General features: G+C 59.1%; 22 protein-coding genes. 16 read left to right on the top strand and 6 right to left on the bottom strand.

From position 1 onward, the window contains the following. A partial coding sequence (locus tag AC2FIC_RS20140; protein ID WP_496870209.1) for a COG4223 family protein occupies window positions 1–1,085 on the top strand: 1,085 nt, incomplete at its 5' end. Between the two features lie 10 nt (window positions 1,086–1,095). Beyond that, window positions 1,096–2,592 carry a heme biosynthesis protein HemY gene (locus AC2FIC_RS20135; protein ID WP_496693127.1) on the top strand — a complete coding sequence of 499 codons (1,497 nt, stop codon included), beginning with the start codon at window positions 1,096–1,098 and terminating at the stop codon, window positions 2,590–2,592. Here the strand turns inward: AC2FIC_RS20135 and AC2FIC_RS20130 are convergent. The 3 genes from AC2FIC_RS20130 to AC2FIC_RS20120 are packed head-to-tail and all read right to left on the bottom strand — an operon-like array spanning window position 2,589 to window position 5,681. Then, window positions 2,589–3,623: an ABC transporter substrate-binding protein gene (locus AC2FIC_RS20130; RefSeq protein WP_281973878.1), complete on the bottom strand. Its 1,035-nt coding sequence runs from the start codon at window positions 3,621–3,623 to the stop codon at window positions 2,589–2,591. The genes AC2FIC_RS20135 and AC2FIC_RS20130 overlap by 4 nt on opposite strands. Next, entirely contained in the window at window positions 3,620–5,017 is a 1,398-nt protein-coding gene (locus AC2FIC_RS20125) for a sensor histidine kinase (protein WP_496693126.1), read from the bottom strand. The genes AC2FIC_RS20130 and AC2FIC_RS20125 overlap by 4 nt, the downstream gene beginning before the upstream one ends. Then, entirely contained in the window at window positions 5,010–5,681 is a 672-nt protein-coding gene (locus tag AC2FIC_RS20120; RefSeq protein ID WP_496693125.1) for a response regulator transcription factor, read from the bottom strand. Before AC2FIC_RS20120 ends, AC2FIC_RS20125 begins: the two co-directional genes overlap by 8 nt. A 147-nt stretch (window positions 5,682–5,828) precedes the next feature. Here AC2FIC_RS20120 and AC2FIC_RS20115 point away from each other — a divergent pair, with 147 nt between their 5' ends. The 5 genes from AC2FIC_RS20115 to AC2FIC_RS20095 all read left to right on the top strand — a co-directional run bounded on the left by AC2FIC_RS20115 (window position 5,829) and on the right by AC2FIC_RS20095 (window position 10,527). Beyond that, entirely contained in the window at window positions 5,829–6,797 is a 969-nt protein-coding gene (locus tag AC2FIC_RS20115; RefSeq protein ID WP_142637503.1) for a Bug family tripartite tricarboxylate transporter substrate binding protein, read from the top strand. Window positions 6,798–6,883: 86 nt separating this feature from the next. Beyond that, window positions 6,884–7,315 (top strand): tripartite tricarboxylate transporter TctB family protein, encoded by a 432-nt coding sequence (locus tag AC2FIC_RS20110; protein ID WP_496693124.1) that lies wholly within the window; start codon window positions 6,884–6,886, stop codon window positions 7,313–7,315. Window positions 7,316–7,325: 10 nt separating this feature from the next. Further along, a complete protein-coding gene (locus tag AC2FIC_RS20105) occupies window positions 7,326–8,864 on the top strand; it encodes a tripartite tricarboxylate transporter permease (protein ID WP_142637508.1) in 1,539 nt (512 codons plus the stop codon). Window positions 8,865–9,008: 144 nt separating this feature from the next. Beyond that, window positions 9,009–9,461, top strand: coding sequence for an SRPBCC family protein (locus AC2FIC_RS20100; RefSeq protein WP_142637510.1), 453 nt, complete (start codon window positions 9,009–9,011; stop codon window positions 9,459–9,461). 91 nt (window positions 9,462–9,552) lie between these two features. Further along, entirely contained in the window at window positions 9,553–10,527 is a 975-nt protein-coding gene (locus AC2FIC_RS20095) for a hypothetical protein (protein WP_496693123.1), read from the top strand. 41 nt (window positions 10,528–10,568) lie between these two features. On the opposite strand, the gene nadC is transcribed toward AC2FIC_RS20095, so the two are convergent. From nadC to nadA, 3 genes are read right to left on the bottom strand one after another with little or no spacing between them, the layout of a single operon-like run. After that, window positions 10,569–11,423: a carboxylating nicotinate-nucleotide diphosphorylase gene (gene nadC, locus AC2FIC_RS20090; protein WP_496693122.1), complete on the bottom strand. Its 855-nt coding sequence runs from the start codon at window positions 11,421–11,423 to the stop codon at window positions 10,569–10,571. Further along, a complete protein-coding gene (locus AC2FIC_RS20085) occupies window positions 11,420–12,988 on the bottom strand; it encodes an L-aspartate oxidase (protein ID WP_496693121.1) in 1,569 nt (522 codons plus the stop codon). Before AC2FIC_RS20085 ends, nadC begins: the two co-directional genes overlap by 4 nt. Window positions 12,989–12,994: 6 nt before the next feature. Further along, window positions 12,995–14,047: a quinolinate synthase NadA gene (nadA, locus tag AC2FIC_RS20080; RefSeq protein WP_496693120.1), complete on the bottom strand. Its 1,053-nt coding sequence runs from the start codon at window positions 14,045–14,047 to the stop codon at window positions 12,995–12,997. Window positions 14,048–14,622: 575 nt separating this feature from the next. Here nadA and AC2FIC_RS20075 point away from each other — a divergent pair. The 9 genes from AC2FIC_RS20075 (at window position 14,623) to AC2FIC_RS20035 (ending at window position 23,655) form a co-directional block, all read left to right on the top strand. Beyond that, complete coding sequence (locus tag AC2FIC_RS20075) at window positions 14,623–16,566, top strand: AMP-binding protein (protein WP_496693129.1); 1,944 nt, start codon at window positions 14,623–14,625, stop codon at window positions 16,564–16,566. 78 nt (window positions 16,567–16,644) lie between these two features. Continuing rightward, entirely contained in the window at window positions 16,645–17,463 is an 819-nt protein-coding gene (locus AC2FIC_RS20070; RefSeq protein ID WP_142637523.1) for an ABC transporter ATP-binding protein, read from the top strand. Between the two features lie 77 nt (window positions 17,464–17,540). Then, window positions 17,541–18,527, top strand: a complete 987-nt coding sequence (locus tag AC2FIC_RS20065; protein ID WP_142637525.1) for a branched-chain amino acid ABC transporter permease — start codon at window positions 17,541–17,543, stop codon at window positions 18,525–18,527. Continuing rightward, the gene (locus tag AC2FIC_RS20060; protein WP_496693119.1) at window positions 18,528–18,782 is read left to right on the top strand and encodes a hypothetical protein; all 255 of its coding nucleotides are present in this window, start codon (window positions 18,528–18,530) and stop codon (window positions 18,780–18,782) included. Then, window positions 18,779–19,036, top strand: a complete 258-nt coding sequence (locus tag AC2FIC_RS20055) for a hypothetical protein (RefSeq protein WP_496693118.1) — start codon at window positions 18,779–18,781, stop codon at window positions 19,034–19,036. Before AC2FIC_RS20060 ends, AC2FIC_RS20055 begins: the two co-directional genes overlap by 4 nt. Window positions 19,037–19,039: 3 nt before the next feature. Then, on the top strand, window positions 19,040–20,116 hold the full coding sequence (locus AC2FIC_RS20050; RefSeq protein WP_142637529.1) for a branched-chain amino acid ABC transporter permease: 1,077 nt from the start codon (window positions 19,040–19,042) through the stop codon (window positions 20,114–20,116). Window positions 20,117–20,189: 73 nt separating this feature from the next. After that, window positions 20,190–21,473 carry an ABC transporter substrate-binding protein gene (locus AC2FIC_RS20045; RefSeq protein WP_496693098.1) on the top strand — a complete coding sequence of 428 codons (1,284 nt, stop codon included), beginning with the start codon at window positions 20,190–20,192 and terminating at the stop codon, window positions 21,471–21,473. Between the two features lie 108 nt (window positions 21,474–21,581). Then, the gene (locus AC2FIC_RS20040; RefSeq protein ID WP_496679309.1) at window positions 21,582–22,415 is read left to right on the top strand and encodes an ABC transporter ATP-binding protein; all 834 of its coding nucleotides are present in this window, start codon (window positions 21,582–21,584) and stop codon (window positions 22,413–22,415) included. 19 nt (window positions 22,416–22,434) lie between these two features. Next, window positions 22,435–23,655, top strand: a complete 1,221-nt coding sequence (locus tag AC2FIC_RS20035) for a phenylacetate--CoA ligase family protein (protein ID WP_496693097.1) — start codon at window positions 22,435–22,437, stop codon at window positions 23,653–23,655. Window positions 23,656–23,678: the final 23 nt, after the last annotated feature.

The following is a 23,678-nucleotide window of genomic DNA, read 5'->3' as shown; positions in this document are numbered from 1 at the left end:
AAGCCGAAGCCGAAGCCGAAGCCGAAGCCGAAGCCGAAGCCGAAGCCGAAGCCGAAGCCGAAGCCGAAGCCGAAGCCGAAGCCTCTCTTACGTCGTCTGATCAGACCGTCGCAGAACCGCCGGTCGAAAAACGCGGCGGCTTTATCCCGGCGCTGATTGGCGGTGCGATTGCTGCGGCGGCCGGGTTCGCTCTGGGTCAAAGCGGCGCGTTCTCCTCGGGTGAGTCCGACGCAATCGCCGCGCTTGAGGCGAAGCTGACCGCACAATCCGATCAGATATCAACACTGTCGAAGTCTCTGACCGACGGGTCGGACCTGTCCCAGAAGATTGACGCGCTGACCGGCCAAATCGCGCCAATCACCTCTGATCTGGATGGGGTGAAGTCCAGCATATCCGATCTGACCAACAAGGTTGATCCACTTGCCAGCCGTTTGGCCGAGTTGGAAAGTGGCGCGCTGACGCAGGGCGCTTCACCTGAAACCGGCGCGGCCATCGAGGCCGAGCTGAAGAAACTCCAGGACTCTTTGGCCGCGCAACGGGCCGAGGTGGAAAAGATGGTGTCCGACGCTCAGACGCTCGAGGCCGAGGCTGCAGCAAAATCGCTGGCGGCGACCAATGCAGCCCTTCTGTCACGGGTGCATGAACAGTTGAATACGGGTCAACCTTATGGCGACCTGATCGACGAACTGAAGGCCGCAGGCGTAACCGTTCCCGAGGCGCTGGCAGCACCGGCGACCGAAGGTGTCGCGACGATTGCAGCACTTCAGGACAGCTTTGCGCCCGCTGCGCGCACGGCGTTGGCCGATGCGCGGGACGCGGACAAGGGCACCGGAATTGTCGCGTTTTTGCAGCGCCAGACAGGTGCACGTTCGGTTACCCCGCAAGAAGGTGACAGCCCCGATGCGGTCCTATCGCGGGCTCAAGCCGCTTTGTCGGGCGGAGATGTCTCTGCTGCTCTGGATGAGCTGAAATCCCTGCCCGATGCAGCCAAAGCTGCATTTGAAGGGTGGGAACAGGCGGCCCAGACGCGGGTTTCTGCTGTGGATTCTGCAAATGCGCTTGCCTCAAGCGCGAACTCGAACTGAGGGGCCTGCTATGCTGTGGTCACTGTTTAAGATCCTTGTTTTTGTTGCGATTGTCGGCTTGTTGGCTCTTGGCGCCGGGTTCCTTATGGAAACCAAAGGCGGGGTGCAGATCACAGCGGGTGGCACGGAATACACGCTTGGTCCGCTTCAATCGGTCATTGCGCTGGGCGTGATGATCATTGCGATCTGGCTGTTCTTCAAGCTGCTGACCCTGCTGATCGCCACGCTGAAATTCCTCAACGGGGATGAAACAGCCCTGTCGCGCTATTTCGACCGCAGCCGGGAACAGCGCGGATATCAGGCATTAACCGATGGGATCATGGCGCTTGCCTCGGGTGAGGGGCGGATCGCGATGAACAAGGCCGCCAAGGCCGAAAAGCTGCTGAACAAACCCGAGCTGACCAACCTGCTGGTGGCCCAGGCCGCCGAGATGAATGGCGATACCCAAAAGGCATCTGAAACCTATAAGAAACTGGTGACGAATAATGCCACGCGTTTTGTGGGGGTGCGCGGTATCATGAAGCAGAAGCTGGCCGAAGGCGATGATGACACCGCCCGGAAGCTGGCCGAAAAGGCATTGGCCATCAAGCCACGCCATCAAGAAACGCAAGATATCCTGCTGGGCCTGCAGACCAAGTCGCAGGATTGGGCTGGGGCGCGATCAACGCTGACCGCCAAGCTGAAATCCGGGCATTTGCCCCGCGATGTGTTCAAGCGCCGCGATGCGGTGCTCGCCTTGTCCGAGGCAAAGGGCATTCTGGACGAAAGCTCGACCGTAGAACAGCAGGAACAGGCAATCGAGGCCAACCGCCTTTCCCCTGATTTGGTGCCTGCCGCAGCGATGGCTGCCCGTGCCTATATCGAAAAAGGCAAGCCGCGTGCCGCAACGAAGATTCTGAAAAAGGCATGGGAGGCACAGCCACATCCCGATCTGGCCCATGCTTTTGCCGATATTGCACCGGATGAATCACCGGCCGAGCGCATCAAACGCTTTGCGACGTTGACCCGCATACACGCGCAGAATCCGGAAACCTGCCTGATTCTGGCCGAGTTGAACATCGTCGCCGAAGATTTCCCCGAAGCCCGCCGCGCGCTGGGGGATGTGGTCGAAAAACAGGCTGATGCCCGCGCCTACACGCTGATGGCAGCGATTGAACGCGGCGAAGGGGCCTCGGATGTGGTTGTGCAGGGCTGGCTGGCAAAGGCGCTGAACGCGCCGCGCGGGCCGCAATGGGTCTGCGACAACTGCCATGACATTCAGCCAGAATGGGGTCCGGTCTGTCAGAACTGCCACAGCTTTGACACGCTCAGCTGGCAAACGCCGCAAACGCCAGAGATCGCCTCGGCCACCGGTGTTCACATGCTGCCATTGATTGTTGGCGCGCTTGAGGACAAGGCCAAGCCCGACATGGAAGAGGTCGACGAGGCCGATGAGCCTGAGGTTATAGAGGCAGAGATCGAACCGGTTCGGCCTGATATCGAACCTGCCATCGACGAAAAGACCTAGCGCGCACTTTCCACGTCGAAGGCGTCGTTCCACAGCTTAAACAGCTCGGCCCGTCGGTTCTGATCTCTGGCAACCAATAGGGCCGGCGACAGGGCGATGAACCTTCGGGCGCTGGGCGTTAAACCCGTATCGGCGGTGTCCATCTGGGCGACGAGACCCGAAGTTGCCAGCAGGGTTTGCGCCTGTGGCGACAGGAGAAAATCCAAGAATTCCGTGGCGGCTTGTTTGTTCCGCGCCTGGCGCGGGATCATCAGGGCGCGTGACAGGACCAGAGTATAGTCTTCTGGCAGGATCACCCCAATGCCCGGGGCCTTGGCATTGGCCACATAAGACCCCAAAACGTTATAGGCGATCAAAAAGCGCCCATTGGCCACATCGCGGATGATTTCCGCAGAACAGCAAGTGGCCACAGCGTCGATACGTGCAAAACCTTCGATCAAAGAGCCGAAAGTCGTGGCCTCAAGGCTGTCTCCATAGGCAAACAGATAACCCAGACCCGAGGCCGCGATGTCATAGGTTGCCACGCGCCCACGCAGTAGATCCGGCTGGGTTCGCATCATGTCCAGCAGGGCGAACCGGCTGCGCGGGACGTTCTGATCCTGTAACAAGGTCTTGTTATAGACGATGACGGCGGGTTCGGTTGTGATCCCCCACAGCTCATCCCGCCAGCGTCGCGCGGCGGGCAGGGCATTGGTAAGGTCGGATTGAAACCGGTGTCCGCAGGCCGAATTCACCAGCCAGACCATCTGTTGAATCGCGGATGAGAACACGATGTCTGCAGGATTCTCACCTGATTTACAGACCGTGCGGCTATGTTGGAACAGAGCGTTAGATCCCCATTGTTCATAAGTGACCTGCAGATTGGGGTTCAGCGCCGTAAATCGTTCGAGCACGGGGGCGATGATCGCAATGTCGGTGGTTGACCGAATCAACATCGGATCCTGACCTGCGCCGAATTCTGCGATGGCTTCTTGGGCGCGCGAAAGCGAAGGAATCAAACTCAGCACGACAAGGGCTAGGGCTCGGATCATGTGCTGCTCTCAACTGTTCTGGCCGGGAAACTCAGCGCTGCGCGAAACCCGGTTTCATCCCGCCCCATCTCGACTTGGCCGTCAAAAGCCTCAGCGGTGGATTTCACGATGGACAGGCCCAGGCCGGTGCTGTCCTCGCCCGAACCGGTGCTGCGATTGAATCGATCCCCCAGCTGGTCGGCGATTATGGTCGCAGGCCCGGGTCCCTGATCGCGCACCCACAGAACAGCGCGCGCGCCCTCTTGCGCGGCGCCAATACGGACGGGTGGCAGACCATGACGCAGAGCGTTGCCAAGCAGGTTCTTGGCGGCTTCGCCGATCGAAAAGGCATCGCCATTCACAAGAACTGGCGTATCGCCGATTTCCAGACGCACCTCGATGGTGGGGGCCATCAATTCATGATCGCTGTGTTCCAGCACGTCCAGCGCCACTTCGCGCAGGTCGACGGGCCGGCGCGGGGCGCTGTCGATACGGTGGATCACCATGGCGCGCGACAGCAACTGATCCAGCAGCGTGCCCAGTGATCGGGTGCGCCCCAACAGCCGATCCAGCGCGCGCGTGCGGGCTGGAAGGTCGGGATCGTCCTGCGCAATCTCGGCCTGTACCCGGATTGCTGCCACGGGTGTGCGCAGCTGATGGGCGGTGTCGGCAATCAGGTTGCGCATCGTGTCCACTTGCCGGTCCAGCCGCCCCATGAACCGGTTCATCGCGCTTAGCATCACCTGCAACTCGCGTGGCAACCCGTCGCTGGCCATCGGTGTCAGGTCATAAGGATCGCGGCAGGTCAGGTCATCGGACAGCGCCTCAAGCGGGCGCAGGGCCGAGCGGGTGACAAACCACGACATGATCAGCAGCAACAGCCCGGCCACAGCCATCGGCAGCAAGGCATCCCGCATCAGCCCCACGGTCATGGTTTGACGCGCGCGCAATGTCTGACCGACCAGAATTTCCACCTCGCCCGAGAAATCACGCTCGGCAAACAGGCGGGCGACACGGACGAAACGGGCGGGTTCGTCATTCAGATCAGCGGCGAAATAGACAGGCGTGGTGCCGGTTTGTGGCGGCACCTCAATCACGGTGTCCCGGTCCAGCCCGGTGATGAAGGGGCCATCCGGCACCTGTACCGCATAGAAAATCCGGTCATCCGGCGCCTGCGCCAACAGCTGAAAAGCTGAAACCGGAAGGTCGACAAAGGGTTGGCCGTCCTGAATGCGAACGGATTCGGCGATGTCACTGGCCGCGCCCAGCAGCAGCCGGTCATAGGCCTGCCGCGCCGCCAGCCGACCATTGGCCCAGATCGACAGGCCAACCAGAAACCCGCCCAGAACCAGGATCAGAACCACCGCGCTTAGAACGCGGGCCGTCAGGCTGTGGGGCAGGCGCAGCCTAGTCATTCAGACCGATCCGATACCCCACCCCACGCTGGGTGGTAATGCTGATGGCGCTGCCGGTGAATTTTTTGCGGAGCCGTGCGATATACAGCTCGATCGCGTTTTCCCCCACATCGGCGTCTTCGAACCCGTAAAGCGAGTTATACAGCCGTGATTTCGACAGATACTGACCTTCGTGCCGGATCAGGGCGTCCAGGACCGCCGCCTCGCGCGCGGTTAGGTTCAGGCGTTTACCGTTCAGCGTGGCGCTGCGATCCTTGGCGGCATAGCTCAGCGGACCCAGCGTGATCTGTTCGCTTTTGCGATCGGCATCGCGCCGGACAAGGGCGCGCAACCGCGCCTCAAGCTCGCGCTGGTCAAAAGGCTTGCCCAAATAATCGTCGGCACCTTTGTCCAAAGCGGCGACACGATCTTCGACCGAAGTCAGTGCTGTCAGCATTAGCACTGGGGTGCGGTCGCCGCTGTCTCGGAGTTTGCCCAGAAAGTTCAGGCCGGACCCGTCAGGCAGGTTTATATCCAGAAGCATCGCGTCATAGGTTTGAACTGCGCGGAAATCACCTGCGGATTCGACGGTGGTCGCCAGATCACAAACGACGCCCGACCGCGCCAGATGGGCCATTACGCCCTCGGCCAGATCTACGGCATCCTCGATCATCAATACGCGCATTGTCCCCCCGCGCCCTGCCCTGAATTTCTGTGACAGGTTCGTGACAGCATTATTCTGTAAACAGTACCAGCCCGCAAGGACAGTCCCTTGCGGGAACAGGTTTCGGTTGCAGGACGCAGCCCAAAAAGACCAGAGGAGGAGACACGAATGAAACTGTTTGGAACAAGCGGCGCGATTGCGGCTGCTGTTTTTGCCCTGTCCGGCGTGAGCGCCAGCGCACAGGAATGTATTGCCCCGGCCAACCCCGGCGGCGGTTGGGATTTCACCTGCCGTCAGGTCGGAAAATCTCTGCAGGATCTGGGTCTGATCGACCAGACCATGCAGGTTGTGAACCTGGCCGGCGGCGGTGGCGGTGTTGCCTTTGCCGAGGTCGTCAACAAGCGCGGCGAGGATAATGAGCTGATCGTAGCGGCCAGCGCAGCCACGGCGACCCGCCTGGCGCAGGGCGCCTATCCAGGCAACACCATGGATCAGGTGCGTTGGCTAGCGGCCATCGGTGCGGATTATGGCGTGATCGCCGTTGCAGCCGATAGCGCGGTTAACACGCTGCCCGACCTGTTGGATCAGATCAAATCCGATCCGACGTCTGTGTCCGTGGCGGGCGGTTCCGCCGTGGGCGGTTGGGATCACCTGAAGGTTCTGATCGCGGCCAATGCCTATGGCATCGAGGACGTACGGTCGGTCAAATACATCGCCTTTGATGGCGGCGGCGAAGCTGTGACCCAGCTGTTGGCCGGTTCGGTTCAAGCCTTTACCGGTGACATCTCGGAAGCCAAGGGTTTTGTCGACTCGGGCGATATCAAAGTCATCGCCGTATTGGCGCCTGAACGTCTGCCCGGCGAATTCGCTGATTTCCCGACGGCCAAGGAACAGGGCATTGATGCCATCGGCGCAAACTGGCGCGGGTTCTACGCCCCTGGCGGAATGAGCGATGAGGCCTATGGCGATTGGGTCGGTAAGATCGGTGATCTTTACGCCTCGGATGAATGGAAAGAGGTCATGGCCGCCAATGGTCTGGCCCCGCTGGACCTGCAAGGCGCAGCTTTCCAGGATTTTGTTGCGCAATCCGTGGGTCAGATCCAGACCATCTCGAAAGAGATCGGTATCATCAAATAAGACCAGCACTCACCTGAGAGCGGGGTGTCGCGCCGGGCGCGCGGCACCCCGACCAGGCCCATACTTCCCTTACATAGGAGATACCCATGAGTGATCGCATATTCGGGGTCTTCGGCATTCTTCTTGCCATCGGCTTTGCCCTGTCAGCGCTGGCGATTGAAGAGAGCTTTCTGTCAGACGCGGTTGGCCCCAAGGCCTTTCCACTGATTGTCGCCGCCATCCTTGGCCTGTCCAGCGCGGTCATCGCGTTGCGCCCGGATGCCGAGCCCGAGTGGCCCGCGCTGGGCCGGCTGGTCGAAGTCGGCGCCGCTGTAGTCGTGATGATGTTCTATGCCGAGCTGTTGCCGGTTCTGGGATTTGTAATCTCTACCGCCTTTGCTGCGGCTTACCTGGCCTGGCGGCTGGGATCTGGTCCGATCGAAAGCGTAATGGTCGGAATCGGTACTTCTGTCGGTATCTACGTCATCTTCCATCTGGTTCTGGGCCTGTCACTGGCTCGCGGACCATTGGGTTTCTAAGGGGAACGTCATGGAAACTCTTGCATCCCTTGGCGATGGATTCGCTATCGCGCTAACATGGCAAAACTTGTTGCTGGCCCTGTTGGGTTGTTTTCTGGGCACGATCATGGGCGCGTTGCCCGGTCTGGGCCCGTCGAACGGCGTGGCCATTCTGATTCCTCTTGCGTTCACGCTGGGGCTGGGCGCGACGCCGTCTCTGATCCTGCTGACCAGTGTTTATTATGGGGCAATGTATGGCGGGAGAATCTCGTCGATCTTGCTGAACATCCCTGGGGACGAGCCTGCGATGATGACCTGCTTGGACGGGCATCCGATGGCCAAAAAAGGCCTTGCGGGCGAGGCGCTCTCGCTGTCCGGTATCGCCTCATTCATTGGTGCGTTTCTGGCCACATGGGGCCTGATCTTTCTGGCGCCGCAGCTGGTCAAGATCGCGCTGCTGTTTGGACCGGCTGAGTATTTCGCCCTGTTCGCGCTGGCCTTCATGACGCTGGGCGGCGTGTCCTCGACCAATCAGGCGAAATCGGCTTTTGCCGCTGCGCTGGGCCTTGGGTTGGCGACCATTGGTGTCGATACCCAGACCGGCGTACCGCGGTTCACCTTTGGTGAGGTGCACCTGTATGATGGGCTGGATTTCCTTGTCGCCATTGTCGGCCTGTTTGCCCTGTCCGAAGTGTTCATCTTTCTGGAAAACCGTCATGGCGGGTCGGATGCCGCTGGGCGCAAGTTGAATATCGGGCGGCTTTACCCGCCGATGTCGATGATCAAGCAATGCATGCCGACCATGCTGCGCACCTCATTCCTGGGCTTTCTGGCGGGGGTTCTGCCGGGGGCCGGGGCGTCTTTGGGCTCGTTTATTTCCTATTCGATGGAGAAACGGCTGGTCGACAAGGACAACACATTTGGCACCGGTGATCCGCGTGGCGTCGCCGCGCCCGAGGCCGGCAACAACGCCGCCGCCGGGGGGGCCCTGGTGCCGATGCTGGCGCTGGGCGTGCCGGGGTCAGGGACCACCGCCGTGCTGCTGGCGGTTCTGCTGGCGCTGAATATCACGCCCGGACCGCTGCTGTTCACCCAGAACCCGGATGTGGTCTGGGGCCTGATTGCGGCACTGTTCATTGCCAACTTTATGTTGCTCGCGATGAATATCCCGATGGTGGGCCTGTTCACCCGCGTCCTGATGGTGCCCTCGCGTATCCTGATGCCCGTCGTCGCGATGGTCAGCTTTGTGGGTATTTACGGCATCTCGGGGTCCAGCTTTGATCTACTGGTGATGATTGGGTTCGGTGTCATGGGCTGGGTTCTGCGCAAGCTGGACGTGCCGCTGGTGCCGATCATTCTGGGCACGCTGCTGGGCAACTCGATGGAGAATAACTTGCGCCGCGCGGTTACCATCGACAATGGCAACTGGTGGACGCTGGTTGACAGCCCGCTGGCCATCGGCTTGTGGTCCATTGCCCTGATCGGATTTGTTCTGCCTCTGATCGTAGGCGCGCGTGTCAAAGCCAAGATGCATCAGCGCCGCGACGAAGAGGGCGCGATCAGCGACTGACCGCATTGGGCTTCACCGCAAACCGGTGGCGCCCGATTAGGTAAGGTTTGGGGTCGCGTATCCTGATCTGAAACAAAAAATTGAAACATTTGGCAAAAACCGCGTTATTGATAGGCACAAAGCTGTTGTGCGAAGGATGCCAGAATGGAACTCAGTGACGAAATCCGCATCGCTGCCCCGCGGGACGTGGTGTATGAGGCGCTGAACAACCCCGATATCCTGCAGGAATGTATCCCCGGCTGCGAAGAGCTGACCCAATCTTCGCCGCAAGACCTTGAGGCAAAGGTGGTTCTGAAAATCGGCCCGGTGAAAGCGCGGTTCGCGGGTCAGGTCACGCTGGATAAATCCAAGGCACCGGACGGATTTTCGCTGCAGGGCGAGGGCAAAGGCGGGGCTGCCGGGTTTGCCAAGGGCGGTGCCGATGTGACCCTGACCGAAGACGGGTCCGAGACGGTTCTTGCCTATACTGCTAAGGTGGATGTCGGCGGCAAGATCGCCCAGCTTGGCAGCCGTTTGATTGCCGGGACTGCCAAGAAACTGTCGGGGAAATTCTTTACCCGGCTCGGAGAGATCGTCTCAGAACAATCCGGCAGCTAGTCAGTTTCGCGCATTTCAGTTGACGGCGACCTCATTCGGCGCAATCACAAGAAAAACTGGCGGGCCAAACCCGAAGCAGGAGGCCAGAGTGATGGATTACGCGCAGCTGGAACGTCTTGAGAAGCGGGTTTCACTCAAGCCCAATGACCGACAGGCCATCCGGCAGCTTGTGACGATGCTGGAATACTCCAACCTGCCGAAACAGCATCTGGGCGCCTACAGCAAAGCGCAGCTTGAGGTGACGGGCGGGTTGAAAAAGGGCTGGCAGGCAGCCCTGGTCGACACCGGGCGGCAGACCGCCGCCTATTCCGGTTGGATGAAAGCCCTGGACACACAGAATATCCAGTTGGCTGTGCCCATCGCCCAGATCTATGTGGGTCAAACCATCACCATCAATGGCGAGCATGGGAATTGCGGCCAACGCCTGAATTTCTTTGAAGAAACCAAGGTGATTTGTGGACTGTGCCACGAGTGCTACAAGGTGCAGATCCTGCCAGAGAACCTTGAGGGGATGTTTCAGGTCTATTTCTTGCTGCTCAACCTGCAGCTGCCCAGGGACAATGCCAGAAAAAGCATGATTGAGCTGCGCGAAGCGGTCAAGTTTCCCTATAAGGCGTATATCTATTGTGAGTCGATCGCAGAGGCGAAAGAGTGTCTTGCGATTTTCCGTGCCGCACAGGTGGAATTTGAGATCACCGGGGTTCATTCGAAAATATCCCACGGATGTTCTGAATACAGTATGGAATACCCCGAATTTAAGTATTCCGAGGATGCTGGGGACGACTTTGAAACACCATCCGATTGGAGCGGGATCGAAGAGGCGTATTTCACGGACATTCCGATGCCTGCCCCGGAAAGACCAAGCAATTCCAAACCGATCCTCAGCTTGCGGGACGTTTTTGCCTTTCGCACATGGGTCAGGTTCGCTGAGCTGATCGGTGATAAATCCTGCGAAAAATATGGAACACGTCTCGGCCCGGAGCTGCCTCAGCCCTTCGTCAAGCGTGTACAGGGGCAGGCGCGGGACCGGCACAGGGAAATGGTGGAGCTTTCTGCACAGGGTTAGCAGCTGTAGCCCATGTGCCAGTGCTGACGCGCGACCGTGGTCTAGACCGGAAAGTCCAATCCCAAATCCACGGTGCGCGCCGAATGGGTCAATGCACCTGAAGAGAGATAGTCAACACCCGTTGCCGCGATTGAGGCGATGCGATCCAGTTTCACATTGCCCGAGGCTTCGGTCTTGAGCCTGCCATGCACCATCGCCACCGCCTCGCGCAGCATGTCATTGTCCATATTGTCCAACAGGACGACCGAGGCGCCTCCGACCTCAAGCACTTGGGCCAGTTGGTCCAGCCGATCCACCTCGATCTCGACGGCCATCATGTGGCTGGCATGGGCCTTGGTGGCCTCCAGCACCTGACGCACCCCGCCAGCGGCTGCGATGTGGTTGTCCTTGATCAGGATCGCATCTGACAGAGAGTATCGGTGGTTGAACCCGCCGCCATGCAGCACGGCCAGTTTTTCAACCAGACGCAGGCCGGGGGTTGTTTTGCGGGTGCAGGTGACGCGGGCATTTGTGCCTTTAGTTTCAGCCACGAAGCCGGCGGTCTTTGTGGCGATCCCGGTCAGGCGACCGGCAAAGTTCAGGGCCACCCGTTCGCCCGACAGGATTGAGGCGGCCGATCCCTTGATGGTCATCAGCGTATCGCCTGCCTTACAGGGTTGGCCATCGGCAATATGCGTGGTGATGTCCAATGAGGGGTCGATCAGGCGAAACGCCAGCGCCGCGACTTGCATGCCGGACACGACCGCATCCTCGCGCGCGTTCAGGCAGGCATCATAGGTGGTATCCGCCGGGATCACCGCGCGGGTGGTGACGTCGCCATAGCTGCCAAGATCTTCCATCAGGGCTATGCGGATCATCGGTTCAAGGACAAGATCGGGAACGGTAGAGAAGCTCATGATTGCTCCTTGCAGGCCTGCGCGCGGATGGCGAGTGCTTGGGAAAAGTACATTTCGGACCTTTTGCCGGGTCCGGCCGAGGGGTCGGGAAAATCGGATCGCTCATGCGCGCCGCGGCTTTCTTCGCGCGCTAAAGCGCCCGCGGCGATCAAAGTGGCGGTGGCACACATGTTCAGGAAAGACGGGTTGTCGCTGTTTGCCGCCTCGAGCCGCGCGATGGTGCCAAGCGCTTTGGTCAGGCCCTTGCGATCACGGATAACGCCAACATTGCGAGTCATGGTCTGGCGCAGCTCGGCCACGGCGGCGGGGTCTGACGGAGTGCCGCCGTCCTCGAAACTGATTTCCAGCGGCGGCGTCGCGCCGGTTGCTGGCAAGGTTCCGGCGATGCCTTCCGCGCAGATGCGGGCGTAGACCAGCGCCTCAAGCAGACCGTTCGAGGCCAGACGGTTGGCGCCGTGCAACCCGGTCGAGGATGCCTCACCGCAGACCCATAAGCCGTCGATACTGGCGCATCCGCTGGTGTCGGTCGCGATGCCACCCATGTGGTAATGCGCTGCGGGGGCGACGGGGATGGGCTCCTGCGCCGGGTCGATTCCATTGCGGGCGCAATATTCCGCGACCGAGGGGAACTGAGCCTTGATCTCCTCGCCCAGAACCTCGCGCGTGTCCAGCATGGGGCGGTTGCCCGCCTGAACCTGAGCATAGATGGCGCGGGCGACGACGTCGCGCGGGGCAAGCTCGGCATCCGGGTGGATGGCCTGCATGAACCGCGCGCCATGACGGTTGACCAGAATGGCGCCTTCACCGCGCAGCGCTTCGGTTGCCAGCGGCGCAGGGTCTTCGCCGACATCCATGGCGGTGGGGTGAAACTGCACAAATTCGGCATCCGAAATCAGCGCCCCCGCGCGCGCAGCCATACCGATGACCTGCCCACGGATACGCGGCGGGTTGGTGGTCAGCGCATAGAGCCCACCGGACCCGCCCCCGGCCAGCAACACGGCAGCCCCGCGCAGCATCACTGGGGCTGACCCGCCCTTATCCGCACGCTGAATGCTGACGCCGGTAACACGCCCATCCTCGACATCCAGCCCTAGGGCCATGGTGCCCTCCAGCACCTGGATCGAGGGTGTTTCGTGCACCTGCTCGATCAGGGCGGCCATGATCTGCGCGCCTGCCTGATCGCCCTTGACCCGGACGACACGAGCAAAGCTGTGCGCAGCCTCGCGCGACAGCACGTAACCGCCGCCCGCGGTCCGGTCGAAAGGCGTGCCCAGCGTGGTCAGGTCCAGAATATAGTCGCGCGCCTGACGCGTCACCAATTCAGCCACCTGCGGATCCACGGTGCCCGCACCGGCATTTACAGTGTCGTCGGCATGGCTTTCCGGGCTGTCATGGGCGTCCATCGCCGCAGCCACCCCGCCTTGCGCCCAGGCGGAACTGGCACCGTCGCCCAACGCTTCAGGAGAGATCACCACCACCGGATGCGGGGCCAGTTTCAGCGCAGCATACAGCGCGCCCAACCCGGCGCCCACGATGATAACGCGGTCGGTGGTGATGGTTTCCATCTCGGATCAGAGACCCAGCTTTCGCGACAGGTCGATCATCGCCTGCACCGAATGGCGCGCTTTTTCCGCGATCTCGGCGTCAACCTCGACCTGACCTTCCATCGTGTGCAGCACATAGAGGATTTTTTGCAGCGTGATCTTCTTCATGTAGGGGCACATGTTGCAGGGGCCGACAAAGTCGACCTCGGGCAGTTCATCGGCGATGTTCGAGGCCATCGAGCATTCGGTGATCAGCATCGCCTTTTCGGGCTTTTCGGTACTGACATACTTAATGATCCCGCTGGTCGAGCCAGAGAAATCGGCCTCGGCCACCACTTCGGGCGGGCATTCCGGGTGGGCAATGAGCCGCGTGCCGGGATTCCATTTGCGAAAGTCACGCAGGTCCTGCGCTGTGTATTGTTCATGCACGATGCACGAGCCCGGCCAGTACACGATGTTCTTGCGGCTTTCATTTGCCACGTTCTGCGCCAGATACTGGTCCGGCGTCATGATGACGGTGTCGGATTCCATCGCATCGACGATCTGAACGGCATTGGACGATGTGCAGCAGATATCGGATGCCGCCTTCACCTCGGCGGTGGTGTTCACATAAGAGACGACCGGTGCGCCGGGATATTTGGCGCGCATCTCCTCGATCCCGTCTGCCGTGATGCTTTCGGCCAGCGAACAACCCGCGGCCATGTCTGGCATCAGCACGGTTTTCTGGGGGCTCAGGATTTTCGAGGTTTCGGCCATGAAATGTACGCCCGCCTGCACGATCACATCGGCTTCGACGTCGCTGGCCTTCATTGCCAGCTGCAAGCTGTCACCCACGAAATCCGACACGCCATGAAAGATTTCAGGCGTCATGTAATTGTGGCCCAGAATGACTGCGTCGCGCTCTTTCTTGAGCGCATTGATCGCCTTGATATAGGGCGCATAGATTGCGAAATCCGGTGGCGCCACCACCCGGTCCATCCGTGCATAGATATCCTGCATATCCGCGACCAATCCGGTCGAAGGTGTCAGGTCATAATGCTGAGAAAGCACATTGGTGATGCTCTGGTGAGTGACATTCATCTCGGCAGTCCTGCCTTGCGTATTGGGGTGGGAAAGGGGTCGGAATTCGTGCTGCCCGACCGTCCAAGAAAACGGTTGATTTCAAAGACGCACGCCTCTGATCGCACAATTCGAGCGGTTTTGGTCATGCGATCTGGATCATTCCGCATAACCGATGCCTTCGGTCGATACACATGCATAGCAAATGGGCATGAAAAACCGCTCTGAATATCCTACTCAGTTGCTGGATGCATACGGTGAATTCCAGGCGCGGTAAACATACAAAACCCCAAGCCAATACCGGTATGCGTGGATGAACGCGCTTACCTGCTGCAAATTTGCAGTTCGCGGAACAGTTTGTGGTCATCTCGGGTCGGGTCTCTGACGAGGTGTATGGCCCGGGCGGCACGGCCCAACTTGTTACATTTCGTAAGAATTGAGAAAACATCAGGCAAAACTTGACGTTGATCGTGTCGACGTCCCTTAATCGGGGCGTTGGCGTCCGGGCCAGACCCGGACCCGCCATTTCCGGCCCGGGGAGGGGCCGGGTGGGGAGGAGAAAAAGATTGACTCAGACGCAGTCAGGCGCTGAAGGGATGCAGTCTCTTCCGGCGCTGCTACACCGCAATGTGATTCAGTTCGGGGATGCCCCGGCCTATCGCGAAAAGGAATTCGGGATCTGGCAATGCTGGACCTGGGCCGAGGCGGCCAAGGAAATCCGCGCCATTGCGCTGGGGTTTCTTGAGATTGGCGTTGAGAAGGGCGACCATATCGCCGTCATAGGCCGGAACCGCCCGGCGCATTACTGGTCGATGGTTGCGGCCCAAATGGTGGGTGCGATTCCGGTGCCGCTCTATCAGGACGCGGTCGCCGAAGAGATGACATATGTGATGGAACATTGCGGTGCAAAATATGTCGTCTGCGGTGACCAGGAACAGGTCGATAAGGTCATCGAGATTCAGGAAAAAGTTCACCAGATCAAACACATCCTCTACACTGACAAGCGTGGGATGCGGAAATATGATCATTCCCAGATGAACGCGCTGGACGACATCAAGGCCGAAGGCAGCGCAGGTCATGCTCGCTTTGATGCCGAGCTGGACGCGCGTATCGCTGCGATCACCTATGACGACACTTGTGTGATGCTGTATACCTCGGGCACCACAGGCAAGCCGAAAGGCGTGGTGCTGTCGAACCGCAATGTGATCGAAAGCGCCAAGAATTCTGCAGAGTTTGACCACCTGACCCGGAATGAGGACATCCTTTCCTATCTGCCGATGGCTTGGGTAGGTGATTTCATCTTTTCCATCGGTCAGGCCTATTGGTGCGGGTTCTGTGTGAATTGCCCCGAAAGCGCTGACACGATGATAACCGACCTGCGCGAGATCGGTCCGACCTATTTCTTTGCCCCGCCGCGGGTATTTGAAACGCAGCTGACCAATGTCATGATCCGGATGGAAGATGCGGGCAAGCTGAAGCAGCGTATGTTCCACCATTTTATGGCCCATGCCAAAAAGGTGGGTGGGTTACTGCTGGATGGCAAAGCGGTCGGGTTTGGTGATCGGATCAAATACGCGCTGGGCAATCTGCTGGTCTATGGGCCGCTGAAGGATACGCTGGGGTATGGCCGGTTCCGGGTCGGTTATACGGCAGGCGAGGCGATCGGGCCTGAGATTTTCGATTTCTACCGCTCGCTGGGGATTAACCTGAAGCAGCTTTATGGGCAGACCGAGGCGACGGTCTTCATCACCGTGCAGCCCGATGGCGAGGTGCGCGCCGATACGGTTGGTGTGCCCGCGCCAGATGTCGAGCTGAAGATCGCCGAATCGGGCGAGATCTACTATCGCTCGCCAGGTGTGTTTGTCGAATATTACAACAACCCGGACTCGACCGCCTCGACCAAGGATGCCGAGGGTTGGGTGGCCACGGGTGATGCTGGGTTCATTGAGGAAAGCAGCGGTCATCTGCGGATCATCGACCGCGCCAAGGACGTCGGAAAAATGGTCGATGGCTCGATGTTTGCGCCGAAATATGTTGAGAACAAGCTGAAGTTCTATCCCGATATTCTTGAGGTCGTGCTGTTCGGCAATGGCAAGGATCGCTGCGTGGCGTTCATCAATATCGACCTTACCGCCGTGGGGAATTGGGCCGAGCGCAACAACGTCGCCTATGGGTCCTATCAGGAACTGACGGCACATCCGCAAGTGTTAGAGACAATCAAGTCCCATGTGGAAGCGGTCAACAAATCGGTCGCCGCCGATGAAATGCTGTCGGGCTGTCAGGTGCATCGCTTTGTGGTGCTGCACAAGGAACTGGATGCGGATGACGGTGAGATGACCCGAACCCGCAAAGTGCGCCGGGGCTTTGTCGAAGAGAAATTCCACGACATCATCACCGCCCTTTACGACGGGTCTTCAAGCGTTTCGACCACGACCGAGGTGACCTATGAGGACGGCCGCAAGGGTTCGATCAGTGCCACACTTGAGATCGTGGATGCGCCGGTTGTAACGGTCGCGCAACACAAGGTAGCGGCGGAATGAAGTCCGGTCCTGCGCCGCTCGACCTATGGTCATCGCCCGCCCGCCATTCCGTGTATTGCGTAAGTCAAGGAGGGGCTGATGTTGGATAGTTCCGAAGGATATGTCACCGAAGACGGCCGCAAGATCGGCGGCGTCGTGATGGAGATGAAGAACATCACTCTGCGCTTTGGCGGTGTGGTGGCGATCAAGGATATCTCGTTCGACATCCGTGAGGGTGAGATCCGCGCCATTATCGGTCCGAACGGGGCGGGCAAATCGTCGATGCTGAACGTAATCTCGGGGTTCTATGTCCCACAAGAGGGCGAGGTCTGGTTTCACGGGGCCAAGCGCCCTCCAATGCGGCCCTATGAGGTCGCGCGGCAGGGGATTGCGCGAACATTCCAGAACATCGCCCTGTTCGAAGGGATGAGCGTTTTGGACAACGTCATGACCGGGCGCCTGAACTATATGAAGACCAATATCCTGCAGCAGGCTTGGTGGAAGGGTAAGGCCGAGGCCGAAGAGACCGAAAACCGCGAGGCTGTCGAACGGATCATCGACTTTCTCGAAATCCAACATATCCGCAAGACGCCCGTTTCACGCCTGCCCTACGGCTTGAAAAAGCGGGTCGAACTGGCCCGGGCGCTGGCCGCTGAACCCAAGCTGTTGTTGCTGGATGAGCCGATGGCCGGGATGAATGTTGAAGAGAAAGAGGACATGAGCCGCTTTATCCTCGACGTGAATGATGAATTCGGCACCACCATCGCCCTGATCGAACATGACATGGGCGTGGTGATGGATCTGAGCGATCGGGTGGTCGTGATGGATTACGGCAAGAAGATCGGCGACGGCACGCCTGATGAGGTGCGCAACAATCAGGAAGTCATCGATGCCTATCTGGGGGTGAGCCATGACTGATCTACGGAACGGGCTGAGAAAATTCGACGAATTTTCCGGGATGACGCGCCAGATGAAATCTGTTCGGAGGACATAGGATGCCTGAACAACTCGTATTTGCGATGGAAGTCATCCTCAACGGTCTTATGGCCGGGGTGCTCTATGCGCTGGTCGCGCTGGGCTTTGTGCTGATCTACAAGGCGTCAGGGATTTTCAATTATGCGCAAGGGGTTATGGCCCTGTTTGCCGCGATGACTCTGGTCGGGATCATGAACGGGCAGGTGCCGTTTGCACATCTGATCAATGCGACTTTCGGGACGCATATCCATTACTTTGGCTGGAGTGTCCCTGCGCTGCTGGCGATTATTCTGACTATGGCGGTGATGGTTCTGCTGGCTTGGGCGGTGCAGCGGTTCGTGATGCGCCACCTGGTTGGCCAAGAGCCGATCATCCTGTTCATGGCCACCATCGGGCTGGCCTATTTCCTTGAGGGCGTGGCCGACCTGATGTGGGGGTCCGAGATCAAGACGCTGGATGTAGGCCTGCCGCAGGGCATCAACCTCTGGCTCGATGAAGCGACCTTTAACGTCTTCGGCTATGGGTTCTTCATCGACAATCTGGACATTGTGGCAACGGTAATTGCGGCGCTGCTGGTGGCGGCGCTGGTTGTGTTCAGCCAATATACCAAGCAGGGCCGGGCGATGCGCGCGGTGGCGGATGACCATCAGGCGGCGCTGTCGGTCGGGATTTCGCTGAACTTCATCTGGATCATGGTCTGGTCTGTGGCCGGGTTTGTAGCGCTGGTCGCGGGTATCATGTGGGGCACCAAGTCTGGCGTGCAGTTCTCACTGTCGCTGATCGCGCTCAAAGCGTTGCCGGTGCTGATGCTGGGCGGGTTTACCTCGATCCCCGGAGCCATCGTCGGAGGGTTGATCATCGGTGTGGGTGAGAAACTGTTCGAGTTCGCCATTGGCCCGATGGTTGGCGGTGCGACCGAGAATTGGTTTGCCTACGTGCTTGCGCTGATCTTCCTTGTGTTCCGGCCGCAGGGTCTGTTCGGTGAGAAAATTATCGAGAGAGTATAGATGGATAAGCTGGCACCCCTTTTCAAATCACTCCCCGTTGTATTGCTGGTTTACGGATTTGCTCGGTCGCTGGGTGATTGCTTCGAGATCGGTCTCTCAGGGTCCAATATGGCGCTGGTGGGTGATACAGAGTGGGAGATGAGAATGCTGCTTTATGTCGGATATCTAAGGGCTCTGGACTCGCTGTTCTTCTACGCGGCCCTAGCTGGTGTCTTACACTGGCTTAACAAACGCCGGTCTGAGGTGAGCGTATGACTAAACTCATCGCCATTCTCAACGTTATCGCATGGGCCGGGTTCTGGGCGTTTGGGTATATCGCCCTGACCTCGGACGATCTGACCGACAGCCAACTGACGATCGCCGCGATCCTGGCTTTTGCCGGGCTGGTCACCGGCGTCATGGCCTACATGAAACTTGTGCGCGCCTCAGAGGCGAGCGGATATGCCAAAGGCTCCAGCCAACTGAACACTGTCGCCCGCGACCGGGCGCAGGAAGAATGGGGAAAGTAAGACATGTTTTATCGCGAGGCCGGAGATTTCAAAACCTCTTACGTGGAAGACAGCCAGACCTTTCCGATCAAATTTGACCGGTATCGGTACTATGTGGTGCTGGCAGTGGCATTTGGGATCATTCCATTCATCATCAATGACTACTGGGCGAACGCGCTGCTGCTTCCGTTTCTGATCTATGCGATCGCCGCCATCGGTTTGAATGTATTGGTTGGCTATTGCGGGCAGGTGTCGCTGGGTACCGGTGGGTTCATGGCTGTGGGGGCCTATGCCTGCTACAAGCTGATGACGGCCTTTCCCGAAGTCAGCATGTTCATCCATGTCATCCTTGCGGGCGGGATCACCGCCATTGTCGGTGTTCTGTTCGGATTGCCTTCGCTTCGGATCAAAGGGTTCTATTTGGCCGTGGCCACGCTTGCGGCGCAGTTCTTTCTGGTGTGGCTGTTCAACCGTGTGCCGTGGTTCTACAACTACTCGGCATCTGGGCAGATCAACGCGCCCGAGCGGGATGTGTTCGGCATCATCATCACAGGCCCGAATGCTCCGGCCTGGGCAACCTATCTGTTCTGCCTGATCTTCCTGACCTTCTGCGCCATCATTGCACGGAACCTGACTCGGGGAACGACCGGCAGGACATGGATGGCGATCCGCGACATGGATATCGCGGCCGAGATCATCGGGGTAAACCCGCTCAAGGCAAAACTGACCGCCTTTGCTGTCAGCTCATTTTTTGTGGGTATCGCGGGGGCGCTATTCTTTGCGGTCTATCTGGGCGCGGTTGAGGTTGGCGAAGTCTTTGGCATCCAGAAATCGTTCCTGGTCCTATTCATGGTCATTATCGGCGGATTAGGGTCTATCTTCGGCTCCTTCGCCGGGGCAGCTTTCTTGGTATTGCTGCCGGTTGTTTTGAAGGTGGTCGGTGTCGATCTACTGGGCTGGCCCACTGACATCGTTGCGCATCTCAATCTGGTGATCGTCGGCGCACTCATCATCATGTTCTTGATTCTGGAACCGCATGGGCTGGCGCAGCTTTGGCGTGTGGCGAAAGAGAAACTCAGACTCTGGCCGTTTCCGCACTGACGGGCAGGCCCAAAGACAAGACGGGTGCAAAGCCCGAATTCAACATCGGACCAATCAAGGGAGGAGACACCCGATGAAGACGAAACTGGCAACCCTGGCGCTGAGCGCCATGATGGCCGCAGGTCCGGCCATGGCCGACCTTGTGTTCCCGTCGCTCAGCTATCGGACGGGACCATATGCGGCAGGCGGTATCCCGTTTGCTGACGGCTATGCCGATTATTTCACACTGCTCAACGAGCGTGACGGCGGCATCGGAGGTGTTTCGGCCAATGTGATCGAATGCGAAACCGGCTATAACACCGAAAAAGGCGTAGAATGCTATGAATCCACAAAGGGCGAAGGCGCCTTGGTATATCAGCCATTGTCGACCGGCATTACCTACCAGTTGATCCCAAAAGTGACCGCAGATGGAATTCCGCTGCACACGATGGGCTATGGCCGGACCTCTGCTGCGAACGGCAAGGTATTCAGCCACGTGTTCAACTATCCGGCCAACTACTGGAACGGAGCGTCGGGCGCGATCAACTATCTGCTGAGCGAAAACGATGGTGACCTGAACGGTAAGAAAATCGCACTGGTCTATCACAACTCGGCCTATGGCAAGGAACCGATCCGCACGCTGGAGACCCTGGCTGAAAAGCACGGGTACGACCTGACGCTGCTGCCTGTTGACCACCCCGGTCAGGAACAGAAATCGCAGTGGCTGCAAATTCGCCGCGAAAAGCCTGATTATGTAATCATGTGGGGCTGGGGCGTGATGAACCAGGTCGCGGTGCAGGAAGCTGCGAACATCCGCTTCCCGATGGAAAACTTCATCGGAGTCTGGTGGTCTGGCGCTGAATTTGACGTGCAGCCCGCGGGCGACAAGGCAAACGGCTATAAGGCACTGACCTTTACCGGGCTGGGCATGGACTATCCGGTCTATGACGATCTGCAGAAATACGTGGTGGATGCAGGCAAAGCGGCGGGTGCGGGCGATCAGCTTGGCTCGGTTCAGTATAACCGCGGTCTCTATGCCGCCATGCTGGCCGCTGAAGCTGTGAAGACTGCGCAGGGAATCCACAATACCGCTGATATCGACGCATCCATGATGCGCGATGGTATGGAGGCGCTGGAAATGACCAACGCCAAGATGGAAGCGCTGGGCATGACCGGTTTCGGGCCTGAATTCTCGGTCTCGTGCGAAAATCACGGCGGACCCGGCCTTGTCGGCGTTGTGCAGTGGGATGCTGCGGCCGGAACCTGGAACCCGGTTCAGGACTTCCAGCCGACCGATGCAGATGTGATCAACACGTTGATCGAAGAAGATTCTGCAGCCTATGCAGCGGAAAACAACATCACACCTGGGTGTGAATAAGTGGCTGGCCCCGGTCTTGATCCGGGGCCGCGAAACTGACCAGAGCGGCGGGTAGCCGCCGCTCTATCCCAACGGTCCCTCTCGGGACAGGCATGAGGACACGCGCTGATGCTGGATGCGGCACAAACCACTGACGTGCAGGCGGAAACCCTGCTTGAGGTCAACAATATCGAGGTGATCTACAATCATGTGATCCTTGTGCTGAAAGGCGTCAGCCTAACGGTGCCCAAAGGGGGCATTACGGCCCTGCTGGGCGGCAACGGGGCAGGCAAGACCACCACACTCAAGGCGGTGTCGAACCTGCTGCATTCGGAACGGGGCGAAGTCACCAAGGGATCAATCAAGTATCGCGGGACCAGCGTGCATGAAAGTGAGCCTGCCGATCTGGTGCAAAAAGGCGTCATCCAGGTGATGGAGGGTCGCCATTGTTTCGAACATTTGACGGTCGAGGAAAACCTGCTGACCGGCGCCTATACCCGCAAAGATGGTAAGGCCGCGATCCAACAGGATCTGGACCTTGTTTACACCTATTTCCCACGTCTGAAGGAACGCCGCCGCAGCCAGGCGGGTTACACGTCGGGCGGAGAGCAACAGATGGTTGCGATGGGTCGGGCGCTGATGTCGCGGCCCGAGACGATCCTGCTGGATGAGCCGTCCATGGGGCTGGCCCCGCAGCTTGTCGAAGAGATTTTCGGCATCGTCCAAGATCTGAACGAAAAAGAGGGCGTCTCGTTTCTGCTGGCCGAGCAGAACACCAATGTGGCGCTCAGGTTCGCACATTACGGCTATATTCTTGAATCCGGCCGCGTGGTGATGGATGGCCCAGCTGCCGAGCTGCGCGAAAACCCCGATGTTAAGGAATTCTATCTGGGCATGTCGGATGACGGCCGCAAAAGCTTCCGCGATGTGCGCTCATACCGCCGCCGCAAGAGGTGGCTGTAGGCGGATGGAGGATTTGGCGATGACGAAATTCTACGATGCGCTAGAAACCCGCTCGGCCGACCAGCGCGCCTCTGAACAGTCTGAGGCGTTGCAGGTACAGATCACGCGCGCGAACTCGGCTCCGGGGTTTGCGGCGCATATGGCGGATGTTGATACGGCAGCTGTAAAGTCGCTGGACGACCTTGTGAAGCTGCCAGTTCTGCGCAAGTCCGATATGGCTAAGGCGCAGGCGTCGCGCCCGCCCTTTGGCGGGTTTACCGTCAAACCGGCCCGGCATTTCCATCATGTTTTCCAGTCGCCCGGCCCGATCTATGAGCCCGGCAGCACCGATCACGACTGGTGGCGGATGGGGCGGTTCCTGCACGCAGCAGGTGTCGGGCCCGGAGACATCGTTCAGAATTGCTTTGGCTATCACCTGACCCCGGCGGGCATGATCTTTGAAAGTGGCGCGCGGGCGGTGGGGGCTGCTGTGCTGCCTGCCGGCACCGGCCAAACCGAACTGCAGGTAACCGCCGCGCGCGATGTCGGCTGCACCGCTTATGCGGGCACACCGGATTACCTCAAGGTCATTTTGGACAAGGCCGATGAGATGGGCGTGGCACTGGATTTCGTGACTGCCGTTGTTGGTGGCGGTGCTTTGTTCCCGTCTTTGCGTCAGGAATACGCCAATCGCGGTATCGCCTGTCTGCAATGCTATGCCACCGCCGATCTGGGCAGCATCGCTTATGAAAGCCCGGCGATGGACGGGATGATCATTGATGAGCATGTCATCGTCGAGATCGTCACCCCCGGAACCGGAAACCCGGTCGCGCCGGGTGAAGTGGGTGAGGTTGTCGTGACCTCACTGAACCCCGATTATCCGCTGATCCGGTTTGCCACCGGTGATCTGTCGGCGGTTCAACCTGGTCAGTCACCTTGCGGTCGCACCAACATGCGCATCAAGGGCTGGATGGGACGCGCGGATCAGACAACCAAGATCAAGGGTATGTTCGTGCGCCCTGAACAGGTCGCGGCGCTGGTCGACAAGCATGATGAAATCGTCAAGGCGCGCGTCATTGCCGCCCGCCAGGGTGAGATGGACACGATGAAGGTTCAGATCGAAAGCGCCGGCGGAGATGACTTGGCTTATGCGAAATCCGTCGTCGAGGTGCTGAAGTTGAAAGGCGCGATCGAAGTCGTGGCGCCGGGATCGCTGCCGAAAGATGGTTTGGTGATCGAGGATCAGCGCGTCTACGAATGAAGGCTGTGCAACTCTGCGGCAGT

This window comes from Ruegeria sp. CDSC079, assembly GCF_059610505.1.
The sequence above is the reverse complement of the archived record's forward strand: the minus strand, read 5'-3'. Positions and strand labels throughout refer to the sequence as shown.

Excerpts from the sequence above, each read along its gene's own strand:
- AC2FIC_RS20100 (WP_142637510.1), top strand. The coding sequence starts at position 9,009 with ATGGAACTCAGTGACGAAATCCGCATCGCTGCCCCGCGGGACGTGGTG.
- AC2FIC_RS20055 (WP_496693118.1), top strand. The coding sequence starts at position 18,779 with ATGACTAAACTCATCGCCATTCTCAACGTTATCGCATGGGCCGGGTTC.
- AC2FIC_RS20065 (WP_142637525.1), top strand. The coding sequence starts at position 17,541 with ATGCCTGAACAACTCGTATTTGCGATGGAAGTCATCCTCAACGGTCTT.
- AC2FIC_RS20125 (WP_496693126.1), bottom strand. The coding sequence starts at position 5,017 with ATGACTAGGCTGCGCCTGCCCCACAGCCTGACGGCCCGCGTTCTAAGC.
- AC2FIC_RS20075 (WP_496693129.1), top strand. The coding sequence starts at position 14,623 with ATGCAGTCTCTTCCGGCGCTGCTACACCGCAATGTGATTCAGTTCGGG.
- AC2FIC_RS20135 (WP_496693127.1), top strand. The coding sequence starts at position 1,096 with ATGCTGTGGTCACTGTTTAAGATCCTTGTTTTTGTTGCGATTGTCGGC.
- AC2FIC_RS20050 (WP_142637529.1), top strand. The coding sequence starts at position 19,040 with ATGTTTTATCGCGAGGCCGGAGATTTCAAAACCTCTTACGTGGAAGAC.
- AC2FIC_RS20070 (WP_142637523.1), top strand. The coding sequence starts at position 16,645 with ATGTTGGATAGTTCCGAAGGATATGTCACCGAAGACGGCCGCAAGATC.
- AC2FIC_RS20035 (WP_496693097.1), top strand. The coding sequence starts at position 22,435 with ATGACGAAATTCTACGATGCGCTAGAAACCCGCTCGGCCGACCAGCGC.
- AC2FIC_RS20130 (WP_281973878.1), bottom strand. The coding sequence starts at position 3,623 with ATGATCCGAGCCCTAGCCCTTGTCGTGCTGAGTTTGATTCCTTCGCTT.
- AC2FIC_RS20060 (WP_496693119.1), top strand. The coding sequence starts at position 18,528 with ATGGATAAGCTGGCACCCCTTTTCAAATCACTCCCCGTTGTATTGCTG.
- AC2FIC_RS20040 (WP_496679309.1), top strand. The coding sequence starts at position 21,582 with ATGCTGGATGCGGCACAAACCACTGACGTGCAGGCGGAAACCCTGCTT.
- AC2FIC_RS20115 (WP_142637503.1), top strand. The coding sequence starts at position 5,829 with ATGAAACTGTTTGGAACAAGCGGCGCGATTGCGGCTGCTGTTTTTGCC.
- AC2FIC_RS20105 (WP_142637508.1), top strand. The coding sequence starts at position 7,326 with ATGGAAACTCTTGCATCCCTTGGCGATGGATTCGCTATCGCGCTAACA.
- nadC (WP_496693122.1), bottom strand. The coding sequence starts at position 11,423 with ATGAGCTTCTCTACCGTTCCCGATCTTGTCCTTGAACCGATGATCCGC.
- AC2FIC_RS20045 (WP_496693098.1), top strand. The coding sequence starts at position 20,190 with ATGAAGACGAAACTGGCAACCCTGGCGCTGAGCGCCATGATGGCCGCA.
- AC2FIC_RS20085 (WP_496693121.1), bottom strand. The coding sequence starts at position 12,988 with ATGGAAACCATCACCACCGACCGCGTTATCATCGTGGGCGCCGGGTTG.
- nadA (WP_496693120.1), bottom strand. The coding sequence starts at position 14,047 with ATGAATGTCACTCACCAGAGCATCACCAATGTGCTTTCTCAGCATTAT.
- AC2FIC_RS20110 (WP_496693124.1), top strand. The coding sequence starts at position 6,884 with ATGAGTGATCGCATATTCGGGGTCTTCGGCATTCTTCTTGCCATCGGC.
- AC2FIC_RS20095 (WP_496693123.1), top strand. The coding sequence starts at position 9,553 with ATGGATTACGCGCAGCTGGAACGTCTTGAGAAGCGGGTTTCACTCAAG.
- AC2FIC_RS20120 (WP_496693125.1), bottom strand. The coding sequence starts at position 5,681 with ATGCGCGTATTGATGATCGAGGATGCCGTAGATCTGGCCGAGGGCGTA.